19 protein-coding genes and 1 tRNA gene are annotated in these 18,591 nt (G+C 68.2%); 12 read left to right on the forward strand and 8 right to left on the reverse strand.

Annotation, left to right across the window (positions count from 1 at the left end):
* Positions 1-14 precede the first annotated feature (14 nt).
* Entirely contained in the window at positions 15-1,955 is a 1,941-nt protein-coding gene (locus tag I7X18_RS08945; protein ID WP_226863874.1) for an MFS transporter, read from the forward strand.
* Here I7X18_RS08945 and I7X18_RS08950 read toward each other — a convergent pair.
* Together I7X18_RS08950 and I7X18_RS08955 are read right to left on the reverse strand one after the other, a co-directional pair.
* Positions 1,933-2,292, reverse strand: coding sequence for a DUF3817 domain-containing protein (locus tag I7X18_RS08950; RefSeq protein ID WP_193046926.1), 360 nt, complete (start codon positions 2,290-2,292; stop codon positions 1,933-1,935). The two genes, I7X18_RS08945 and I7X18_RS08950, sit on opposite strands and share 23 nt — an antisense overlap.
* Positions 2,289-2,681 carry a hypothetical protein gene (locus I7X18_RS08955; RefSeq protein ID WP_193046927.1) on the reverse strand — a complete coding sequence of 131 codons (393 nt, stop codon included), beginning with the start codon at positions 2,679-2,681 and terminating at the stop codon, positions 2,289-2,291. Before I7X18_RS08955 ends, I7X18_RS08950 begins: the two co-directional genes overlap by 4 nt.
* 73 nt (positions 2,682-2,754) lie before the next feature.
* Here I7X18_RS08955 and I7X18_RS08960 point away from each other — a divergent pair.
* The 7 genes from I7X18_RS08960 to I7X18_RS08990 all read left to right on the forward strand — a co-directional run bounded on the left by I7X18_RS08960 (position 2,755) and on the right by I7X18_RS08990 (position 8,488).
* Positions 2,755-2,837, forward strand: a tRNA-Leu gene (locus tag I7X18_RS08960).
* A 32-nt stretch (positions 2,838-2,869) separates the two neighbouring features.
* Positions 2,870-3,298, forward strand: coding sequence for a DoxX family protein (locus tag I7X18_RS08965; RefSeq protein ID WP_193046928.1), 429 nt, complete (start codon positions 2,870-2,872; stop codon positions 3,296-3,298).
* On the forward strand, positions 3,285-3,755 hold the full coding sequence (locus tag I7X18_RS08970) for a DUF309 domain-containing protein (RefSeq protein WP_193046929.1): 471 nt from the start codon (positions 3,285-3,287) through the stop codon (positions 3,753-3,755). Before I7X18_RS08965 ends, I7X18_RS08970 begins: the two co-directional genes overlap by 14 nt.
* A gap of 45 nt (positions 3,756-3,800) precedes the next feature.
* A complete protein-coding gene (locus tag I7X18_RS08975; RefSeq protein WP_193046930.1) occupies positions 3,801-5,126 on the forward strand; it encodes an MFS transporter in 1,326 nt (441 codons plus the stop codon).
* A 4-nt stretch (positions 5,127-5,130) separates the two neighbouring features.
* Entirely contained in the window at positions 5,131-6,120 is a 990-nt protein-coding gene (locus tag I7X18_RS08980; RefSeq protein WP_193046931.1) for a LacI family DNA-binding transcriptional regulator, read from the forward strand.
* An 83-nt stretch (positions 6,121-6,203) separates the two neighbouring features.
* A complete protein-coding gene (locus I7X18_RS08985) occupies positions 6,204-7,406 on the forward strand; it encodes a cytochrome P450 (RefSeq protein WP_193046932.1) in 1,203 nt (400 codons plus the stop codon).
* Entirely contained in the window at positions 7,403-8,488 is a 1,086-nt protein-coding gene (locus tag I7X18_RS08990) for a phosphotransferase (protein ID WP_193046933.1), read from the forward strand. The genes I7X18_RS08985 and I7X18_RS08990 overlap by 4 nt, the downstream gene beginning before the upstream one ends.
* Position 8,489: 1 nt before the next feature.
* On the opposite strand, the gene I7X18_RS08995 is transcribed toward I7X18_RS08990, so the two are convergent.
* The 5 genes from I7X18_RS08995 to I7X18_RS09015 all read right to left on the reverse strand — a co-directional run bounded on the left by I7X18_RS08995 (position 8,490) and on the right by I7X18_RS09015 (position 13,928).
* Entirely contained in the window at positions 8,490-9,779 is a 1,290-nt protein-coding gene (locus I7X18_RS08995; RefSeq protein ID WP_193046934.1) for an MFS transporter, read from the reverse strand.
* Positions 9,780-9,831: 52 nt separating this feature from the next.
* Positions 9,832-11,142 (reverse strand): MFS transporter, encoded by a 1,311-nt coding sequence (locus tag I7X18_RS09000; protein ID WP_193046935.1) that lies wholly within the window; start codon positions 11,140-11,142, stop codon positions 9,832-9,834.
* 88 nt (positions 11,143-11,230) lie between these two features.
* Positions 11,231-11,533, reverse strand: coding sequence for a hypothetical protein (locus I7X18_RS09005; RefSeq protein WP_193046936.1), 303 nt, complete (start codon positions 11,531-11,533; stop codon positions 11,231-11,233).
* On the reverse strand, positions 11,530-13,044 hold the full coding sequence (locus tag I7X18_RS09010) for a class I adenylate-forming enzyme family protein (protein WP_193046937.1): 1,515 nt from the start codon (positions 13,042-13,044) through the stop codon (positions 11,530-11,532). Before I7X18_RS09010 ends, I7X18_RS09005 begins: the two co-directional genes overlap by 4 nt.
* Positions 13,041-13,928, reverse strand: a complete 888-nt coding sequence (locus tag I7X18_RS09015; RefSeq protein WP_193046938.1) for an SDR family oxidoreductase — start codon at positions 13,926-13,928, stop codon at positions 13,041-13,043. The genes I7X18_RS09010 and I7X18_RS09015 overlap by 4 nt, the downstream gene beginning before the upstream one ends.
* A 214-nt stretch (positions 13,929-14,142) precedes the next feature.
* On the opposite strand from I7X18_RS09015, the gene I7X18_RS09020 reads away from it, so the two are divergent.
* The 4 genes from I7X18_RS09020 (at position 14,143) to I7X18_RS09035 (ending at position 18,245) form a co-directional block, all read left to right on the forward strand.
* Positions 14,143-15,720, forward strand: a complete 1,578-nt coding sequence (locus I7X18_RS09020; protein ID WP_193046939.1) for a methylmalonyl-CoA mutase family protein — start codon at positions 14,143-14,145, stop codon at positions 15,718-15,720.
* Positions 15,721-15,736: 16 nt separating this feature from the next.
* A complete protein-coding gene (locus I7X18_RS09025) occupies positions 15,737-16,135 on the forward strand; it encodes a cobalamin B12-binding domain-containing protein (protein WP_193046940.1) in 399 nt (132 codons plus the stop codon).
* Between the two features lie 84 nt (positions 16,136-16,219).
* A complete protein-coding gene (locus tag I7X18_RS09030) occupies positions 16,220-17,176 on the forward strand; it encodes an LLM class F420-dependent oxidoreductase (protein WP_193046941.1) in 957 nt (318 codons plus the stop codon).
* A gap of 73 nt (positions 17,177-17,249) precedes the next feature.
* The gene (locus tag I7X18_RS09035; protein WP_232375490.1) at positions 17,250-18,245 is read left to right on the forward strand and encodes a CaiB/BaiF CoA transferase family protein; all 996 of its coding nucleotides are present in this window, start codon (positions 17,250-17,252) and stop codon (positions 18,243-18,245) included.
* Here the strand turns inward: I7X18_RS09035 and I7X18_RS09040 are convergent.
* A complete protein-coding gene (locus I7X18_RS09040) occupies positions 18,233-18,550 on the reverse strand; it encodes a 2Fe-2S iron-sulfur cluster-binding protein (RefSeq protein ID WP_193046943.1) in 318 nt (105 codons plus the stop codon). The two genes, I7X18_RS09035 and I7X18_RS09040, sit on opposite strands and share 13 nt — an antisense overlap.
* Positions 18,551-18,591: the final 41 nt, after the last annotated feature.

The raw sequence follows: 18,591 nt of genomic DNA on the forward strand, positions 1-18,591 counted from the left end.
AGATAGAAAACCTAATGGGTAGCATCCCCGTCGTGGTGCGGCACGGTGTGGAGACGACGGAGGCGGCGGTAGCTGTGCGGGTTCGCCCGAACGTGCTCATCGCCGTGCTCGCCGCGGCCGGTATCAGCGTGTCGCTGATGCAGACGTTGATCATCCCGTTGATCCCCGAACTACCGACGCTGCTGCGGACCGGTCCGTCCAACGCGTCCTGGGCCATCACCGCGACGCTGCTCACCGCGGCCGTCGCGACGCCGCTGTTCGGTCGCCTCGGTGACATCTACGGCCCCAAACCGATTCTGATCACGTGCGCCGCGCTGCTGACCGCGGGATCGGTGATCGCGGCGGTCACCACCTCGCTGATCCCGGTGATCGTCGGCCGCGGCCTGCAGGGGTTCGGGATGCCGATCATCCCGCTGGGCATCAGCGTGCTGCGCGCGGCGGTGCCCGCCGACCGCGTCGGTTCGGCGATGGGCATCATGAGCGCCTCGCTCGGGGTGGGCGGTGCGCTCGGCCTTCCGCTGTCGGCGGTGATCGCGGAGAACTTCAACTGGCACGTGCTGTTCTGGTTCGCCGCCGGACTCGGGGCGGCGGCCCTGATCTGCTTCGCCGTCTTGGTCCCTCCCGTCGGCTCGCGATCCTCGGAACGGGTAGATCTGCTGGGCGCGGTGGGATTGGCGGGTGGGCTGACCACGCTGCTGCTGGCGATCTCGAAAGGCCAGACGTGGGGTTGGACCAGCGCGACGACGTTGAGCCTGTTCGCCGCCTCGCCGGTGATCTTCGCGGTGTTCGCCTGGTGGCAGCTGCGGGCATCCTCGCCGATTGTCGACCTGCGCACCACGATCCGGCGGCCGGTGCTGACTACGAACCTGGCGTCGGTCGGCGTCGGCTTCGGTCTATTCGCACTCTCGCTCGTCGCGCCGCAGGTACTCGAACTGCCGGCGCAGACCGGCTACGGGCTCGGCCAGTCCATGCTGCACGCGGGTCTGTGGATGGCGCCCGGCGGGCTCGCGATGATGGTGTCCGCTCCGATCGCCGCCCGGATCGCCGCCGCCACCGGACCGCGGTTCACCCTCGTCATCGGCTGCGCGATCATCTCGGTGTCGTACCTGATCGGCCTGCGGCTGTTGGACAGCCCCGTCGAGGTTCTGGTGCTCAACGTCCTGGTCAGCGTCGGCGTCGGGTTCGCCTTCGCCTCGCTGCCCGCGTTGATCAACGCGGCGGTGCCGGTGTCGGAGACCGCGGCCGCCAACGGCATCAACGCGTTGGCCCGGTCCCTGGGGACCTCGGTGTCCAGCGCCGTGATGGGCGCGGTGCTGGCCGGTATGACCACCTCGTTCGCCGGCCGGGCCATCCCGTCGCCGGAGGGCTTCCACACCGCGCTGATCATCGCCGCCTGCGCCGCTGGGGCGGCCGCGTTGATCGCACTGGCCATCCCGAAACCGACTGCGGCGGTGGCAGGTGCGCCCGCCGCGCCGGGGGATCCGGTGGACGACCTCGAGGCGGTGCTCACGCGACTGGGCCGGCACTCCGCGCTGGGCACCTACGCCGACGGTATGCCGACGCAGTTCCTCTCCCGGCGGACGTATGTGTTGCTGGCCCACCTTGACGTTGCCGGGTCCGCGTCGATCGAGGAGATCGCCGGGGCGCTGGGTGTCGACGCGGCGACCGTCAGCAGTGAGGCGTTCGTCATGTTGCGCGACGGCCTCGTCGAACCGGTGACCGAAGACAGCGCGCCCGCGTGGTCCGGGCGCACGCCGCGGTTCGCGCTCACCGGCAGCGGCCGGGAACGGCTGTGGCGGCAGCGGTCACACAAGGTCGACGGGCTGCGCCGCGCGGTCGACGGTTGGGACACCGCCGACGTCAAGGCACTGGTCGGTTACATGACGCGGCTGACCGACGACATCGACGATGTGCGCGCGGGCGCGCCGACGGTCACAGGCCGAAGCGGGCCTTGAGGTTCTTCGACTGGTAGTGCTCGACGATGATGCCGAGCAGCGGGATCGTGCCGGCGAGCAGCACCCCGATGGTCTTGCCGATCGGCCAGCGCACCTTGACGGCGAGGTTGGCGGTGAACAGAAGGTACGCGAAGTACACCCAGCCGTGGATGGGTGCGACCACCCACAGGAAAGGCCAGTCCACCTTCACGATGTACTTGAGCACCATCTCCGCACACAGCACGATGAGCCAGATGCCGGTGGCCCACGCCAGGATTCGGTAGTTGCGGACCGCCTTGGCAATGGTCTCGGTCGACACTCCGGCGGGCGCGGTGTCGGGCGTCTCCGGTGCGGTCATGGTGTGGTCCTGCCTTCGTTGTCGGCTTCGGCGGGGTCGGCTTTGGCGAGGTCAGCGAGATAGGCGTTGTACTCACGCAGCGCGGGATCGTCGTCGTCGTGGGTCTGCGCGTGGTACGTGCGTTCGGGCAGCAGGTGGGTGGGGATCTCGGTGACGGCGTCGCGCGGGTGCGGCGACGGCGGGGCCTCTTCGTAGCGGACGAACTTGTAGTACGCGTAGAAGCAGAAGCCCGCGAACATCGGCCACTGCAGGGCGTATCCGAGATTCTGGAACGAGCCCGACGTCGACTCCCAGCGGGTCCACTGCCACCACGCCAGCGCGAGGCAGCCGGCGGCGGCCGCGACGACCAGCAGGATCAGCGCCGGTCTCCTACGCCGTGTAGTGGACACGGCTCCACGGTACCGCCTGGTGTTTGAGGCGACGAACCGCTCACGGAGGCTCGAACGGTACGATGGCCACGCTGCGGGCGTGGCGAAATGGTATACGCGCCGGCTTTAGGTGCCGGTGCTCGAAAGAGCGTGTGGGTTCGAGTCCCTCCGCCCGCACTCCGTGTCACCGGGCCAGGCACCATGGCCTGGTGACACTCCTGCGCCTGATCGCCCGTGTGCTCCTCGGGGCAGCGCTCGTCTACGCGGGGATCGGCCACCTGACGTTCGCCCGCACCGACTTCTACGCGCAGGTGCCGCCGTGGCTTCCGATTGACGTCGACTTCGTCGTCATCGCGTCGGGTGTCGTGGAGATCGCCCTCGGCGCGGCCCTGCTCGTGCTGCACCGCTGGCGAGTGCCGCTCGGCTGGATCGCCGCAGCGTTCTTCGTCCTCGTGTTCCCCGGCAACATCTCCCAATTCCTCACCCACACAGACGCATTCGGTCTCGATTCGGACCGCGACCGCGCCGTCCGGCTGTTGTTCCAGCCCGTCCTCATGGTCTGGGCGCTGTGGTCGACCGGCGCATGGGCGGCATGGCGCCGTCGCCGTACGGAAGGCGAGTCGCATGGACGAGCGTGACCGCGACGAGGCGGGCCGGCCCCGCAACAGCCGCCCGCGTGATGCCCTCGGCCGGCCACTTCCGCCGGGCAGCGAGGGCGTCGCCCGGATCCCCGACGATCTGCACCTGCCGCCCGACGAATCGCTGGCCTACGCCCAGCAACTCCTCGACGCCGGCCGCGCGTTCCACGCGCACGAAGTGCTCGAGGCGGCCTGGAAAGACGGCCCGGACGACGAGCGCCCACTGTGGCAGGGCCTCGCCCAGCTCATGGTCGGCGTCACCCACGTCCAGCGCGGCAACGTCGGCGGCGCCCGGGCGCTCCTGCGCCGCGCGAGGGCAGGGCTGACGGTCGCGCCGGTGCGGTACGGCGTCGACGTGCCCGGCCTGATCGATTACGCCGACGCGTTGGAGGGGGAACTGGACACCGGTCGCGAGATCCCCGCCGACCGGTTGCGGCCGACACTCGTCGTGCCCTGAAACCACCCATCGCTTACGCGGATAAGCGGTAGTCTCCCTCTCGCCATGGAAAGTCAGGTTTCCGCGCACGCCGCAGCGCCGACGGCGGCGATCCGCAAGGCGATCGCCGGCGCATCGATCGGCAACGCGGTCGAGTGGTTCGACTTCGCCATTTACGGATTCCTCGCCACGTTCATCGCCGCCAAGTTCTTCCCGGCGGGCGACGACACCGCCGCGCTGCTGAACACCTTCGCGATTTTCGCCGCGGCGTTCTTCATGCGGCCCCTCGGTGGTTTCGTCTTCGGTCCGCTCGGCGACCGCATCGGTCGCCAACGGGTCCTGGCCGTGGTGATTCTGCTGATGTCGGCGGCCACGCTCGGCATCGGCCTGCTGCCCACCTACGCGAGCATCGGCGTCGCCGCGCCTCTGCTGCTGCTGTTCCTGCGATGCCTGCAGGGGTTCTCCGCCGGCGGCGAATACGGCGGCGGCGCTGTGTATCTCGCCGAGTACGCGCGCGATCGCCACCGCGGGCTGACGGTCACGTTCATCGCGTGGTCCGGCGTCGTCGGCTTCCTGCTCGGTTCGGTGACCGTCACTGTCCTACAGGCGCTGCTGCCGGCGGCGGCGATGGACAGCTATGGCTGGCGCATCCCGTTCCTGATCGCCGCACCGCTGGGCCTCGTCGGCCTCTACATCCGGTTGCGCCTGGACGACACACCGCAGTTCGCCGCGCTCACCGAGACCGACCGGGTGGCGGCGTCGCCGCTGCGCGAGGCGGCCACCACCGCGTGGCGGCCGATCCTGCAGGTGATCGGTCTGTTCATCGTGTTCAACGTCGGCTACTACGTGGTGTTCACTTTCCTGCCGACCTACTTCATCAAGACCCTCGAATTCAGCAAGACGGCGTCGTTCGTCTCCATGTCGCTGGCCAGCCTGGTCGCGCTCGTCCTGATCCTGCCGCTGGCCGCGCTGTCCGACCACATCGGCAGACGGCCGCTGCTCATCGGTGGTGCGGTGGCCTTCGTGGTGCTGGCCTATCCGCTGTTCCTGCTGCTGAATTCGGGCTCGCTCGCCGCCGCGATCACCGCGCACTGCGTACTGGCGGCCATCGAGTCGGTGTACGTGTCCACTGCTGTCACCGCAGGCGTCGAGTTGTTCGCCACCCGCGTGCGCTACAGCGGGTTCTCGATCGGCTACAACGTGTCGGTGGCCGCGTTCGGGGGGACCACGCCGTACGTGGTCACCTGGCTGACCGCGACGACGGAGAACAACCTCGCGCCGGCGCTGTACCTCATCGTCGCCGCCGTCGTATCGCTCGTCACGCTGTTGACGTTGCGGGAGTCGGCCGGTCGGCCACTGGCCGGGATCGCGGCCGCTGACGTGCGACGATGACCAGGTGAGCGGTAGGGGAGCAGCAAGGCCGACCAAGGCCGACGTGGCCCGGTTGGCCAATGTGTCCACGGCTACCGTCAGCTACGTCCTCAACAACGTCGAGAGCCAACGCATCTCGCCCCGCACCCGTGACGCGGTGCGCAAGGCCGCCGAAACCCTTGGCTACCGGCCGAATCTGGCGGCGCGCAACCTCGCCGTCGGTGGCAGCGGGGTCGTGCTCTACATCGTGCCCCGCATGGCGCTGGGCGAACTGCCGATGGAAGTCGGCAGCAGGCTCACGACCGCGCTCGCGCGCCACGGCATCGTGTTGTCGCTGCAGTTCGAGACCGACGACGACCGCAACGTCGTCGACGCGATCAACGATCTGAACCCGGTCGCCGTCACCAGTGTGTTCCCGCTGACCGGTGCGGCGCTGGCGGCCGCCGACGCGGCGGGTATCCCGCAGATCCACGTCGGCAGCGCGCAGTTGCACGCGCTCGGTGAACTGCATCTGTCGATCGGTGACCTGCGGATCACTCATCTGGTGGACCGGGGCCACCGCCGGCTCGCGTTCGCCTACTCCGACGCCGACAAGCTGCGGCCGCTGGGGGACTACTGGCTCGACGGGTTGCGGGTGGCCGCCCGTGGGCACGCGCTGCCGGAGCTCGTGGTCGGCACCGTCGCGACCGACGGCAGCGACGCCGCGGCGGTCGTGACCGGGTGGGTGCAGCTGGGGGTGACCGCGGTGTGCGCACAGAGCGACGAGACGGCGTTCGTGGTGCTGCATGGTATCCGGGAAGCAGGTCTGCGGTGCCCGGCCGACCTGGCCGTCATGGGCGTCGACGCACGTCCGCTGGGTGCGGTGAGCGGACCGCCGCTGACCTCGGTGGGGTTCGATGCGAAGGAGATCGTCGACGTCGCGGTGGCGGCGATGATGACGGAACTGGGCTATCCGGTCGAGCCCGAGCCGAATGCCCGCAAGGTCGCGCGGCTGGTGCAGCGCGCGTCGACCTGAGCGTTACATCCAAACGAGAATTTGTTGCTTGCACCCTCGCTTACGCGTGTAAGCTCCTACCGCGTACAGAGAGGCGGATTTCCGTGACCGTGAGTGCCAGCCCCGACGTCTACTTCGATCCCTACGACGTCGGAATCAATGCCGATCCCTACCCGGTGTTCAGACGCCTCCGCGACGAGGCGCCGCTCTACTACAACGAGCAGTACGACTTCTACGCGGTGAGCCGCTACGAGGACGTGTGCAAGACGCTCGTCGACCACGAGACCTTCAGCTCCGCGCGCGGCGCGATCGTCGAACTCATCAAGGCCAACATCGACATCCCGCCGGGCACGGTGATCTTCGAGGACCCGCCGATCCACGACGTGCACCGCAAACTGCTCGCCCGCATGTTCACACCGCGCAAGATCAATGCGCTCGAGCCCAAGATCCGCGAGTTCTGCGCTCAGAGCCTGGACCCGCTGGTGGACGCCGGCCGTTTCGATTTCATCACCGATTTCGGCGCCCAGATGCCGATGAAGGTGATCAGTTCGCTGCTCGGCATCCCCGAGGACGATCAGGAGATGATCCGCGACTACGGCAACGCCCAGTTGCGCACCGAGGCCGGTAAACCGATGTCCGCCGCCGAGCAGGGCATGGTCACCGGCGAGGTGTTCGAGGCCTACATCGACTGGCGTCAGGACAACCCGTCCGACGACATCATGACCGAACTGCTCAATGTCGAGTTCACCGACGAGACCGGCACCGTGCGGCGATTGCGGCGCGAGGAGCTGCTGGTCTACCTCAACGTGGTGGCCGGTGCGGGTAACGAGACCACGACACGGCTGATCGGCTGGGCGGCCAAAGTGCTCGCCGAGCACCCCGATCAGCGGCGGGAGCTGGTCGAGAACCCGGCCCTGATCCCGTTGGCCGTCGAGGAGTTGCTGCGCTTCGAACCGCCCGCCCCCCATGTCGCCAGGTATGTGACCCGCGACATCGAGATCCACGGCCAGACGGTCCCCGAGGGTGCCGTGATGATGATGCTCATCGGTGCCGCCGTGCGTGACCATCGCCAATTCCCGCCCGACGGCGACGTTTTCGACATCCATCGGGAACCGCGTCAGCACCTGGCCTTCAGCGTCGGAACGCATTACTGTCTCGGCTCGGCGTTGGCGCGACTGGAGGGACGAGTAGCGCTGGAGGAGATCCTCAAGCGCTTCCCGGAGTGGGACGTCGATATGGCCAACGCCGCGCTCTCACCGACATCGACTGTGCGGGGCTGGGATTCGATGCCGGCGATCGTGCGATGACATCCCCGACGACCGGGACGGCGCTGGGGGTCCCGAAAGATTGGGACGACATCACACCCGAATGGATGACTTCCGCGCTCTCGGGCCGGCATCCGGATGCGGTCGTCGAATCGGTCAGCGTCGACCTGCGTGACGACGGCACCAATCGACGCGCGCGCCTGCGCCTGGCCTATTCCTCCGGATCAGGCCCGGAGACGGTGTTCGTCAAGGCGGTGGACCCCGCCCACCGCGACCTGGTCCGGCTCACCAGCGGCCTGTTCCACGAACCGCGGCTGTTCAACTCCGGTGTCGACCTGCCACTGGAGCACCCCACCGTGTTCGCCGCGCTGATCGACGAAGTGGGTGAGGACTTCATCCTGGTGATGGAGGATCTCACCGCGCGCGACGCCGACCCGCGGGATGCGACCCGTCCGCTGAGCATCGAGCAGGCGACGACGGGTGTGCGCGGCCTGGCACGAATGCACGGCCGATACTGGGGCGCAAGGGTTCTCGAGGAGTCCGCGCTCGACTGGCTGGAGCCGTTCGTACCCTGGGAGGGGATGGGCGCCGCACCGCTGTCCGAGGCCCAGGAACGGCTCGGCGACGGCGCGCCGGATGTCGTGATGGCGTTGACCATCGGCGAGCTCATCGAGGACATCTGGAAGCCGTACATCCGCAGCCTCACCAAGGCGCCGCAGACATTGCTGCACGGTGACCCGCACATCGGCAACACCTACCTGCTGCCCACCGGTGAGGTCGGATTCCTGGACTGGCAGGTCGCCCGCCGTGGCAACTGGTCGCTGGACCTGGGCTATTTCCTGCAGGGAGCGTTGACGATCGAGGACCGGCGTCGCGGCGAGCGCCACCTCCTCGAGGAGTACCGCGGCGCGCTCGGCCTGCCCGCCGACGAATTGCCGTCCCTCGGGGAGATCTGGTTGCGCTACCGCGCCTCGGTGGCGCACGGGCTCACGCTGTGGCTGTGCACGGCAAGCGCGGGGGAGCTCTGGCAACGCCCCGATATCGCGATCGCACTGGCGCAACGGTATTCGGCGGCCTATGCCGACCTGCAGACCGCCGAGGCGCTCGGGGACATCGACACCTGAGTCAGCGTCGCCGCCACGGGCCGGGCAGCAGGCTCACCGACACGGCGGAGATCACCGATACCGCGATGAGGTAGGCGGCGATCGCGTCGCTGGACTTCGTCGCTGCGTAGAGGGCGGTGGCGATGGTCGGCGCGAACGCCGATCCGACCACCGCCGACAGGGTGTAGCCCAGGGACACACCGCTGTAGCGCACGTCGGCGTCGAACGCCAGGCTGAACAGCGAACCTGTCACCCCGGCGGCCGGTGCCATCGCCAACCCGAACACCAGCACCAGGGCGACCAGGAAGAGCCGGGGGTCGCCGGTGTTGATCAAGGCGAAGACCGGTAGGACCGACGCGCCCATCGCGACGACCCCGGCGAGGAAGACCGGCTTGCGGCCGACGGCGTCGGACACCCTGCCGAACACCGGGTACATCACGACCGCCACCACGGCTGCCACGCAGACACCGAGAAGTGCCTGCGCGCGGTCGATTCCGGCCACCGTGGTCGCGTAGGACACCAGGTATGCCACACAGATGTAGGCGAACACCCCCTGGGACAGATAGGCCCCGGCGACGAGCAGGATCTGGCGCCAGTGCCTGTTCACGGCCACGGCGACCGGCAGCCGCACGAGCGCGGCCCGGGCCCGCACGGCGGCGAAGTCGGGGCTCTCGGCCAGAGAGAGCCGGATGACCAACCCGATGACGATCAGCACGGCGCTGGCGAGGAACGGGATCCGCCAGCCCCACGACAGGAACTGTTCGTCGGGCAAGAGGGATACCGCGTAGAACGCCAGCGTGGCGATCGCGGTGCCGGCCGGGGCGCCCATCTGCGGGAAAGCCCCGTACAGGCCTTTACGGTCCGGTGCGGCGTGTTCGACCGCCATCAGGGTGGCGCCGCCCCATTCCCCGCCGACGGCGAAACCCTGCGCCAACCGCAACAGCGTCAACAGGATCGGCGCCGCCACACCGATCTGCCCGTAGGTGGGCAGCGCTCCCATCAGCACGGTGGCGACACCCATGATCAGCAGCGAGTAGACCAGCATCCGCTTGCGGCCGATCCGATCGCCGAAGTGGCCGAACATGATTCCGCCCACCGGGCGCGCGACGAATCCGACGCCGAATGTCGCGAACGACAACAGCAATCCGGTGGCCGCCGACGCTGAAGGGAAGAACAGCTGTGGGAACACCAGCGCCGCCGCGGTGCCGTAGATCAGGAAGTCGTAGTACTCGACGGTCGTCCCGATGAAGCTCGCCGACGCGACCCGCAGAGGCGACGTGCCGACACCTGCGGTGGCACTGGTCGCTGCCATGGATGGACACTATCGGCCGATCGACGGCCCGGCAAGGGTTTTCGCGCCGGTCTCAGACCCGCATGCGCAGCGGCTGATTGGCGGTCTCGCGCATGGTCATGATGGTGGCCAGCGAGATGACGGCCGCGATGATCACGTAGTAGGCGGGGGCGAGCGGGTTCCCGGTGCGGTCGGCGAGCCAGGTCGCGACATACGGTGCGGTACCGCCGAACAGCGCCACCGACGTGTTGTATCCGATCGAGTAGCCGCTGGAACGCACCTTGGTGGCGAAGAGCTCCGCGCCCGCGGCCAGCGACCCCGCGACGAACACCGCTTCGAGCGCGGACAACCCCGCGTGCCCGGCGATCGCGCCCAGCAGTGATCCGGTGTTGAACAGTGCGAACAGCGGATAGGCCAGCACGGCGAAACCCACGGCGCCGGCGATCAACAACGGTTTGCGGCCGACGCGGTCCGAGAGCGCACCGAGGGGCAGGATGAGCACCAGTCCGACGGCGCTGGCCACGGTGATCGAGACGAACGCATCGGTTTTGGTGAACTCGAGCGTCTCGGTCATATAGCTCGGCAGGTAGGTGAACACGATGTAGAAGCCAACGTTGTGGATGATGACGAGGCCGGCGATCTGCAGGATCGGCCGCCAGGAGGTCGTGACCGCATCCTTGAGCGGCGACGTGGACACCTCACCGGATTCCTTGAGCTCTTCGAAATCCGGTGTGTCGCCGAGCTTCAGCCGGATGTAGAGGCCGACGCCGCCCAGCACACCGGCGATGAGGAACGGGATCCGCCACCCGTATGCGTTCATCGCTGATTCGCTGAGCAGCGCCTCGAGCACCGTTACCGTCACCGACCCGAGCAGGAACCCGACGACCACCGACCAGACCAGGAAACTGACCACGAATCCGCGGTGGCGGTCGGGGGCGAACTCGGCGAGATAGCAGGCACCGCTGCCGTATTCACCTCCGGCGGAAAAGCCCTGCACACAGCGCAGGACGAGCAGAAGCAGTGGCGCGGCGACGCCGATGGCGTCGTAACTCGGCAGCAGGCCGATCGCGAAGGTGGACGCCGACATCAGCAGGATGACCAGCGCCAGCACACGCTGGCGGCCGATCCGGTCGCCCAACGGCCCGAAGAAGAACCCGCCCAGGGGGCGCATGAAGAACGCGGCCGCGAAGATGGCGAAGGTGTTCAGCAGCGCGGCGGTGTCGTCGGCGGTCGGGAAGAACGTCTTGGCGATGTAGGTGGCCAGAAAGCCGTAGATCGCGAAGTCGAACCATTCGACGGTGTTGCCGATGGCGGCGCCCCGCACCGCCCGCCGCACCGCGTGTGGTTCGGCCTCGCGCGGGCGGTGTCCGTCGATGGTGGCCATGGTTGCTCCTCGATCGCGCACGCCGACCCCGGCACTGTTGGGTTCGAGCATTCCCGATCTTGTGCGGAGCTAATCCCGCGGCGGCGGGTCAGTCGCTGGCGGGAAGCGGCTTGGCTTCTTTGAGGTTGAGCGGGGTGGCGCCGATGGACAGGGTGCCCGCACCGGCCTTGGTGACGAGCACCTCGGCCCCGCTGTCGTCGACGTAGCGTTTGCCCATCACGTTGCCGCCCGACAACGACGGGTCCAGGGTCGCGTCGGACGCCTTCGCGGCATCCAGTGGCACCATCGGCGTACCGCCGGCGCGCAGGTCGTCGAGGCTCTCGGCGCTGCGCACCACGATCACCTGGGTGTCGCACACCTGGCTCTGCAGGCGGGTGCCGTTCTTGATCATGCGGGCTCCTTCTCGGGCTCGTCGGCTGCGGCATGGAGTTCTTCGATCAGCTCGCGGCGCAGCACCTTACCGGTGGCGTTGGTGGGTAGCTCGGCGCGGAACACCACCCGGTCCGGGGTCCGCGAGCCGCGCAGATGCCGGCGCACGTGGGCGCGCAGGTCGTCGGGATCGGGGTCGGCACCGGTGGCAGGCACCACGACGGCGACGATGATCTGTCCCCACTGCGGGTCCTCGGGACCGACGACGGCGACGTCGCGGACGTCGGGATGTTCGACGAGCACATCCTCGATCTCGGCGGGTGCGATGTTCTCACCGCCGCGGATGATCGTGTCATCGGAGCGGCCGCCGATGAACAGGTATCCGTCCTCGTCAAGGGAGGCAACATCTTTGGTCGGGAACCAGCCGTCCGCGTCGAGTACGGAGCCGATGTCGGTGTAGCGGCCGGAGACCTGATCGCCCCGGACGAACAGCTCGCCGGTCTCCCCGGGGCCGAGCACGCTGCCGTCGTCGGCGCGGATCTGCACCTCGATACCCGGCACGATCTGGCCCACCGAGCCGAGTCGGCGTATCACCGCGTCGTCTTCGGAGGCGCGTGCGGCGCGGTGGTCGTCGGGCCCGAGCACCGCGATGGTGGAACTGGTCTCGGTGAGGCCGTAGGCGTTGACGAAGCCGACGTCGGGCAGCAGTTCGAGCGCCCGCCGGACCAGCGGCAGCGCCACCTTCGAACCACCGTAGGCGAGGTTGCGCAAAGTGGGCAGGGCCACCGGCTCCTCGGACAGCGCGGACACGATGCGGTCCAGCATGGTGGGGACGACGGTGGCGGTGGTGACGCCTTCGGTGCGGACCAGCCGGATCCACTCGCGGGCGTCGAAGTGGCGCAGGTACACCATCTTCCGGCCGGCATACAGATTCGACATGGCGGCCCCGACACCGGCGATGTGGTAGGGCGGAACGCAGATCAGCGCAGCGTCCTCGGGCGAGGCAGAGGCGAACTCCACGGTGCCGGTCACGTAACTGGTCAGGTTGTTGTGGGTCAGCTCAACGGCTTTGGGCCGCGACGTGGTGCCCGAGGTGAACAGCACGACCGCCACCGCGTCGGGGTCGGCGAACTCGGCGGCGGGTTCGGCCGTTCGGGCGGCGGCGAGGAACTCCTGTGCGTCCAGCACCCGCTTACCCGTCCCGGCGACGACGTCGCGGTACTCCGCGTCGACGATCACCAGCGCGTCGGGGAGTCGCCCGATCAGTTCATGTAGCCCGTCGCGGCTGAGCCGGTAGTTGAGCGGGGTGAACGGAATGGCCGCCCTGGCGGAGGCGAACAGCAGCAGTGGCAGCAGCGCGCCACCAGTGCCGACGTAGGCGACGTGTGCCGCACCCGAATTCGCGATGAGGCCGGCGCCACCGTCGGCGAGCGCGGAGAGTTCGTCGACGGACAGCCGCAGGCCCTCCGAGACGACAGCGGTCCGGTCGGGGTCGGCCGAGACAGACATCTCCAGCAGCAGGGAGATGCTCATGTCTTGTCCACTGTCTCGTCCACTGCCTTGTCGACGAAGATGTCGAGGGTGGGGTGCTCGCCGCCACCGTAGCGGGACAGGTCGTCCACACCGGCCGACGTCAGCACCTCGGAATCGATGAAGCACTGACCTGTGGTCTCGCGGGCCGGCCGGGTCAGCACTTCGACCGCCGCATCGGCCATGATCTGTGGATCGCGCGACGCCTGGAGCGCCTTGTCGCCGTCCGCCATGTTGGCCACCGCGGAGGTGGCGATATAGGTCTCGGGCCACAGGCAGTTGAACGCGATGCCGGGGCCGCCCTGCTCTGCGCGGAACTCTTCAGCCCAGCCGAGCGAGAGCAGCGTCATCCCGTACTTCGACAGCGTGTAGGCGGGGTGGGCGCCCAGCCAGTAGGGGTTCATGTTCAGCGGCGGCGCCAGCGTGAGCACGTGCGGGTTGGGCGACTCCCGCAGATGCGGCAGGCAGGCCTTGGTCAGCAGGAAGGTGCCCCTGATGTTGATGTCCATCATCAGGTCGAACTTCTTGGCCGACAGCTGCTCGGTCGGGTCGGTGGCGATGGCGCTGGCGTTGTTGATGCAGATGTCGACACCGCCGAACTGTTCGACGGCGGTGCTGACGGCGCGCGCCACGTCGTCCTCCTTGCGCACGTCGCCGACGACCGCGACGGCTTTGCCTCCGGCGGCCTCGACCTCGGCGACGGCGGTGTGCACGGTGCCCGGCAGCTTGGGATGCGGCTCGCCGGTCTTGGCGAGCAATACGACGTTGGCGCCGTGGCGGGCCGCGCCGATGGCGATGGCCAGACCGATTCCACGGCTTCCGCCTGACACCACCAGGGTTCGATCGGTCAGCGCTCGCTGGCTGGGCACCCCTTGTTCGCTGGGCATGGGCCTCCTCGACTCAACTCGATGGTATTGCCATTCTCATTTTCTGCAAGTGTCGTATCCGGCGATTGTGTCGCAGGTACCCGTGCAGGTCGCCGCGGGGGTCCGCAGGCCGGCGCCGGCCCGTGGTGGCACGGGTCGAGGACGCGGGTGAACACGTTCACCTTCCCGAAGGCGGTATTGGCATTCTCATTCTTTGCAAGTACGTTATCCACTGATGAGCGACCTCGTGCAGACCTCCTCGGGCCTCCCGCTCGAGCCCGTCTACGGGCCGGGCGATCGGAACGGCGAACCCCCCGCGCCGGGCACCTACCCCTTCACGCGCGGGAACTTCGCGTCGGGATACCGCGGCAAGTTGTGGACCTTCCGGCAGTATTCCGGTTTCGGCACCGCGGAGGAGTCGAATCGCCGCTACCGGTACCTGCTCCACCAGGGCGGCACCGGTCTGTCTGTGGCGCTCGACCTGCCGACCCAGTGCGGGTACGACTCCGACGATCCGGAGTACGGCGAAGAGGTCGGTCGGGTCGGGGTCGCGGTCGACACCCTCGCCGATGCCGAGATCCTGTTCGACGGCATCCCGCTGGACAAGATCAGCACGAGTTTCACGATCAACGGCACCGCCGCGATCCTGCTGGCGTTCTACGTCGCTGCCGCGGAGAAGGCCGGGGTGCCCCGCGAGAAGCTCACCGGCACCATCCAGAACGACATCCTCAAGGAGTACGCCTCGCGCGGCACCTGGATCTGGCCGCCGGAGCCGTCGCTGCGCCTGATCGCCGACACCATCGAGTTCTGTGCGGCCGAGGTGCCACGCTTCAACGCGATCTCGGTGGCGGGTGCGCACTTCCGCGACGCCGGCGCCAACGCGGTGCAGGAGATGGCGTTCACGCTCGCCGACGGCGTCACCTACTGCGACACCGTGGTCGAGCGCGGCCGGATGTCCATCGACAAGTTCGCCCCGCAGATCTCCTTCTTCTTCTACACCCACGGCGACTTCTTCGAAGAGATCGCCAAATACCGTGCCGGACGGCGCCGTTGGGCCACGATCGTGCGGGAGCGTTACGGGTCGACCAGCGAGAAAGCGTCGATGTTCCGGTTCGGCTGTGTGTCCGGCGGAGCGTCGCTGTACGCGCCGCAGGCGCAGAACAACGTCGTGCGGATCGCATACGAGGCGATGGCGTCGGTGCTCGGCGGCGTGCAGTCGATGTTCACCGCCGCATGGGATGAACCGTTCGCGCTGCCCAGTGAGGATTCCGCGACCCTGGCGCTGCGGACCCAACAGATCCTGGCCTACGAGACGGGCGTGACCCGGGTGGCCGATCCACTGGGCGGCTCCTACTTCGTCGAGGCGCTGACCGACGCCACCGAGGCCAAGATCATCGAGATCATGGCCGACCTCGAGCAGCACGGCGGCATGGTCCGCGCGATCGAGGACGGCTACCTGCAGGGGCTCATCGCCGACGAGGCGTACAAGATCCACCAGGAGGTCGAGTCAGGGGAGCGGCCCGTCGTCGGGGTGAACAAATTTGTCACCGACGAACCGCCGCCGGACATCGACACCTACGAACTCGACGCCGAGGGACGCGATCTGCAGCTCAAGCGGCTGGCGAAGGTCAAGGCCGACCGAGATGCCGATACGGTGGCGGCCGCGTTGTCGGCGCTGGCCCGTGCCGCCGAAGGTGACGACAACCTGATGCACAAGCTGATCGACTGCGCAAACGCGTACTGCACTGTCGGGGAGATGGTCTCGGCGCTCAAAGCGGTGTGGGGCGAGTTCCGGCAGCCTGTCGTCTTCTAGAAGGGGAGTGTTCTAGATGCCCACTCGTGTCCTTGTCGCCAAACCGGGCCTCGACGGCCATGACCGCGGCGCCAAGATCGTCGCGCGCACGCTGCGCGACGCCGGTTTCGAGGTCATCTACACCGGGATCCGCCAGCGGATCGAGGACATCGTGTCGATCGCGCTGCAGGAAGACGTGGCGGTGGTGGGGCTGTCGATCCTGTCGGGGGCGCATCTGGCGTTGACCCGGCGCACCGTGGAAGCGTTGCGGGCGGCCGACGCCGGTGACATCGCCGTCGTGGTCGGCGGCACCATTCCGCAGGCCGATGTGCCGAAGCTGCTGGAAGCCGGTGCGGCGGCGGTGTTCCCCACGGGTACGCCGCTGGAGACGCTGGTCACCGAGGTGCGGAAGCTGACCAGCGAGGCCGCTCAGTGACGGTGTGTCCGCCGAACGTGCGCGTACTGCGACTTTTCGGCCGATTTCTCGCACTGACCGCACGTTCGGCGAAGGAGGGCTGACATGAGGCTGGGCGTGATGATCGGTGCCGAACGCGGAGACATGGAGCGCAAGGTCACCAAGCTGGTGTCCGACATCGAGTGGGCCGAGTCGGCGGGTATGGACACCGCGTGGATGCCCCAGGTGCCCAACGACTTCGACTGTCTGACGATGGTGGCGCTGATGGCCGCCCACACCTCGCGCATCGAACTGGGCACCGCGGTGGTTCCGTTGCAGGCGCAGCATCCGATCGCGCTTGCGCGCCAGGCGCTTTCCGTGCACGCCGTGGCGGGCGGCCGGCTCGCACTCGGCGTGGGCCCCTCACACCACTGGATCGTGCGGGACATGCTCGGCCTGCCGTATGAGAAGCCCGCTGCCTATACGCGGGACTACCTCGAGGTGCTCAACGCCGCACTGGCCGGCCCTGGCGACGTCGACGTGGAGAACAATTCCTTCACCGTGCATAGTCCGACCGTGCTGGCGCCCACCACCCCGATGCCGGTGCTGGTGGCCGCGCTCGGTCCGGTGATGTTGCAGCTCGCCGGTGAACTCGCCGACGGTACCGTGCTGTGGATGGCCGACGAGCGCGCGATCGGTGACCACATCGCGCCCAAGATCACCAAGGCGGCGGCGGACACTGGCCGCCCGGCCCCGCGCATCGTCGCGGGAATCCCGGTGTGTCTGTGCGCGAACTCCGAGATCGACGCGGCCAAGGAACGGGCCAATCGCATCCTGGCCGAGGCGGAGACCTCGCCCAACTATCAGAAGCTGCTCGACCGCGGCGACGCCCGCAACGTGGGTGATCTATGTGCGGCGGGCGACATGGAAACGATCCTGCGTCGATTCCGAGACTTCGCCGATGCCGGTGTCACCGATCTCTCGGTGCGGCTGTTGCCGATCGGCGACAACCGCGACGAGTTGATCGCGTCGAAGTACCGCACCCGTGAGGTGATCGCCGAGCTGGCCAAGCAGGTGCGATGAGCGCCTGCGCGAAGAGCCGAGGGCCGCGGTGACCGGCCCGCTGGCCGGGATCCGGATCCTGGAGGTCGGCGTGATGCTGGCCGGCCCGTACGCGACGATGATGCTCGCCGACCTGGGCGCGGAGGTGACCAAGGTCGAGCCGCCCGGCGGGGAGATCTCCCGGCAGGTCAGCGAGAGCTACTTCGCCAGCCTCAATCGCAACAAGCGCAGCGTCTGTCTGGATCTGCAGTCCGAACATGGCCAGCGGAGGCTGGGTGAACTGGTCGCGGAATCCCATGCGCTGCTGGTGAACATGAAGCCGTCGGTCATCCGCCGGCTCGGCCTCACCTACGAGGCGCTGCGGCGCCACAACGAGAAGATCGTCTGCGTGGCGATGACGGGTTTCGGGTTGGACGGCGGAGACGACCCAGCGTTCGACTATGTGATCCAGGCGGCCACCGGCGTCGCGGCGATGACCGGCGATCCCGACGGTCCACCGACGCTCCCCGGATACTCGTCGGCCGACAACTCGACGGGGCTGACCGCCGCACTCGGTCTGCTGGCGATGATCGTCGCGGGCCGGGGCGGGCAGGTCGACGTCTCGCTGCGCGATGTGATGCTCTCTCAGCTGAACTACCGGGCGGCGGCGTACCTGAACGACGGGGTGGCGCCGCGTCGCTATCCCAACGGCGCGCACTCGTTCTACGTTCCCGCGCAACTGTTTCCGACTGCCGACGGCTACCTGGCGCTGTTCGTCACCCATGACGGTTTCTGGCGGCTGTTCGCCGATGAGGCAGGCATCGAGGGCTTTTCGACGATGGCCGAGCGGGCCGCACGGCGCGAGGAGGTCCTCGCGGTCGTCACCGCGGCGCTCGCCCGGGACTCCGCGAAGGGGTGGGAGGCGCGGCTGCGGACGCTCGGCATCCCGGCAGCCGCGGTGCGGGAGCTGCCTCAGGCACTGGAGGAGACACCCGAGGCGCTCGTTACCGCGGGCGGCTTCCGGTTGGTCGGCAACCCGATCCGCATTGCCGGCTACGAGCCGGAGTACCGTCCGCCCCCGGCGCTGCCGGCCGTCGATCAGTCGTCGTAGGTGACCACCACGCGGGCGGTATCGGGAACTGCCTGGCAGGTCAGCACGTATCCGTCCGCCACTTCGTCGTCGTCGAGCGCATCGTTGATCCGCATGGAGGCGGTGCCCTCGGTGAGTTTGGCCATGCAGGTCCCGCAATTGCCGGCCTCGCAGGAGAACGGCGGCGACATACCGGCCCTGCGGGCGCTCTCCAGGAGCGTCTCGCCGGCGACCTGCGATACCGACAGGGTCTTGCGGTCGAGCACGATGGTGACCTCGGCGCCGGCCCCGCCGTCGGGCGCCGCGGACATCGGTTCGGCCGTCATATGACTCCTTCGGGCATCGGCATTCTGATTAACGGAGAACT

The organism is Mycolicibacterium baixiangningiae, from assembly GCF_016313185.1.
GTDB lineage: Bacteria > Actinomycetota > Actinomycetes > Mycobacteriales > Mycobacteriaceae > Mycobacterium > Mycobacterium baixiangningiae.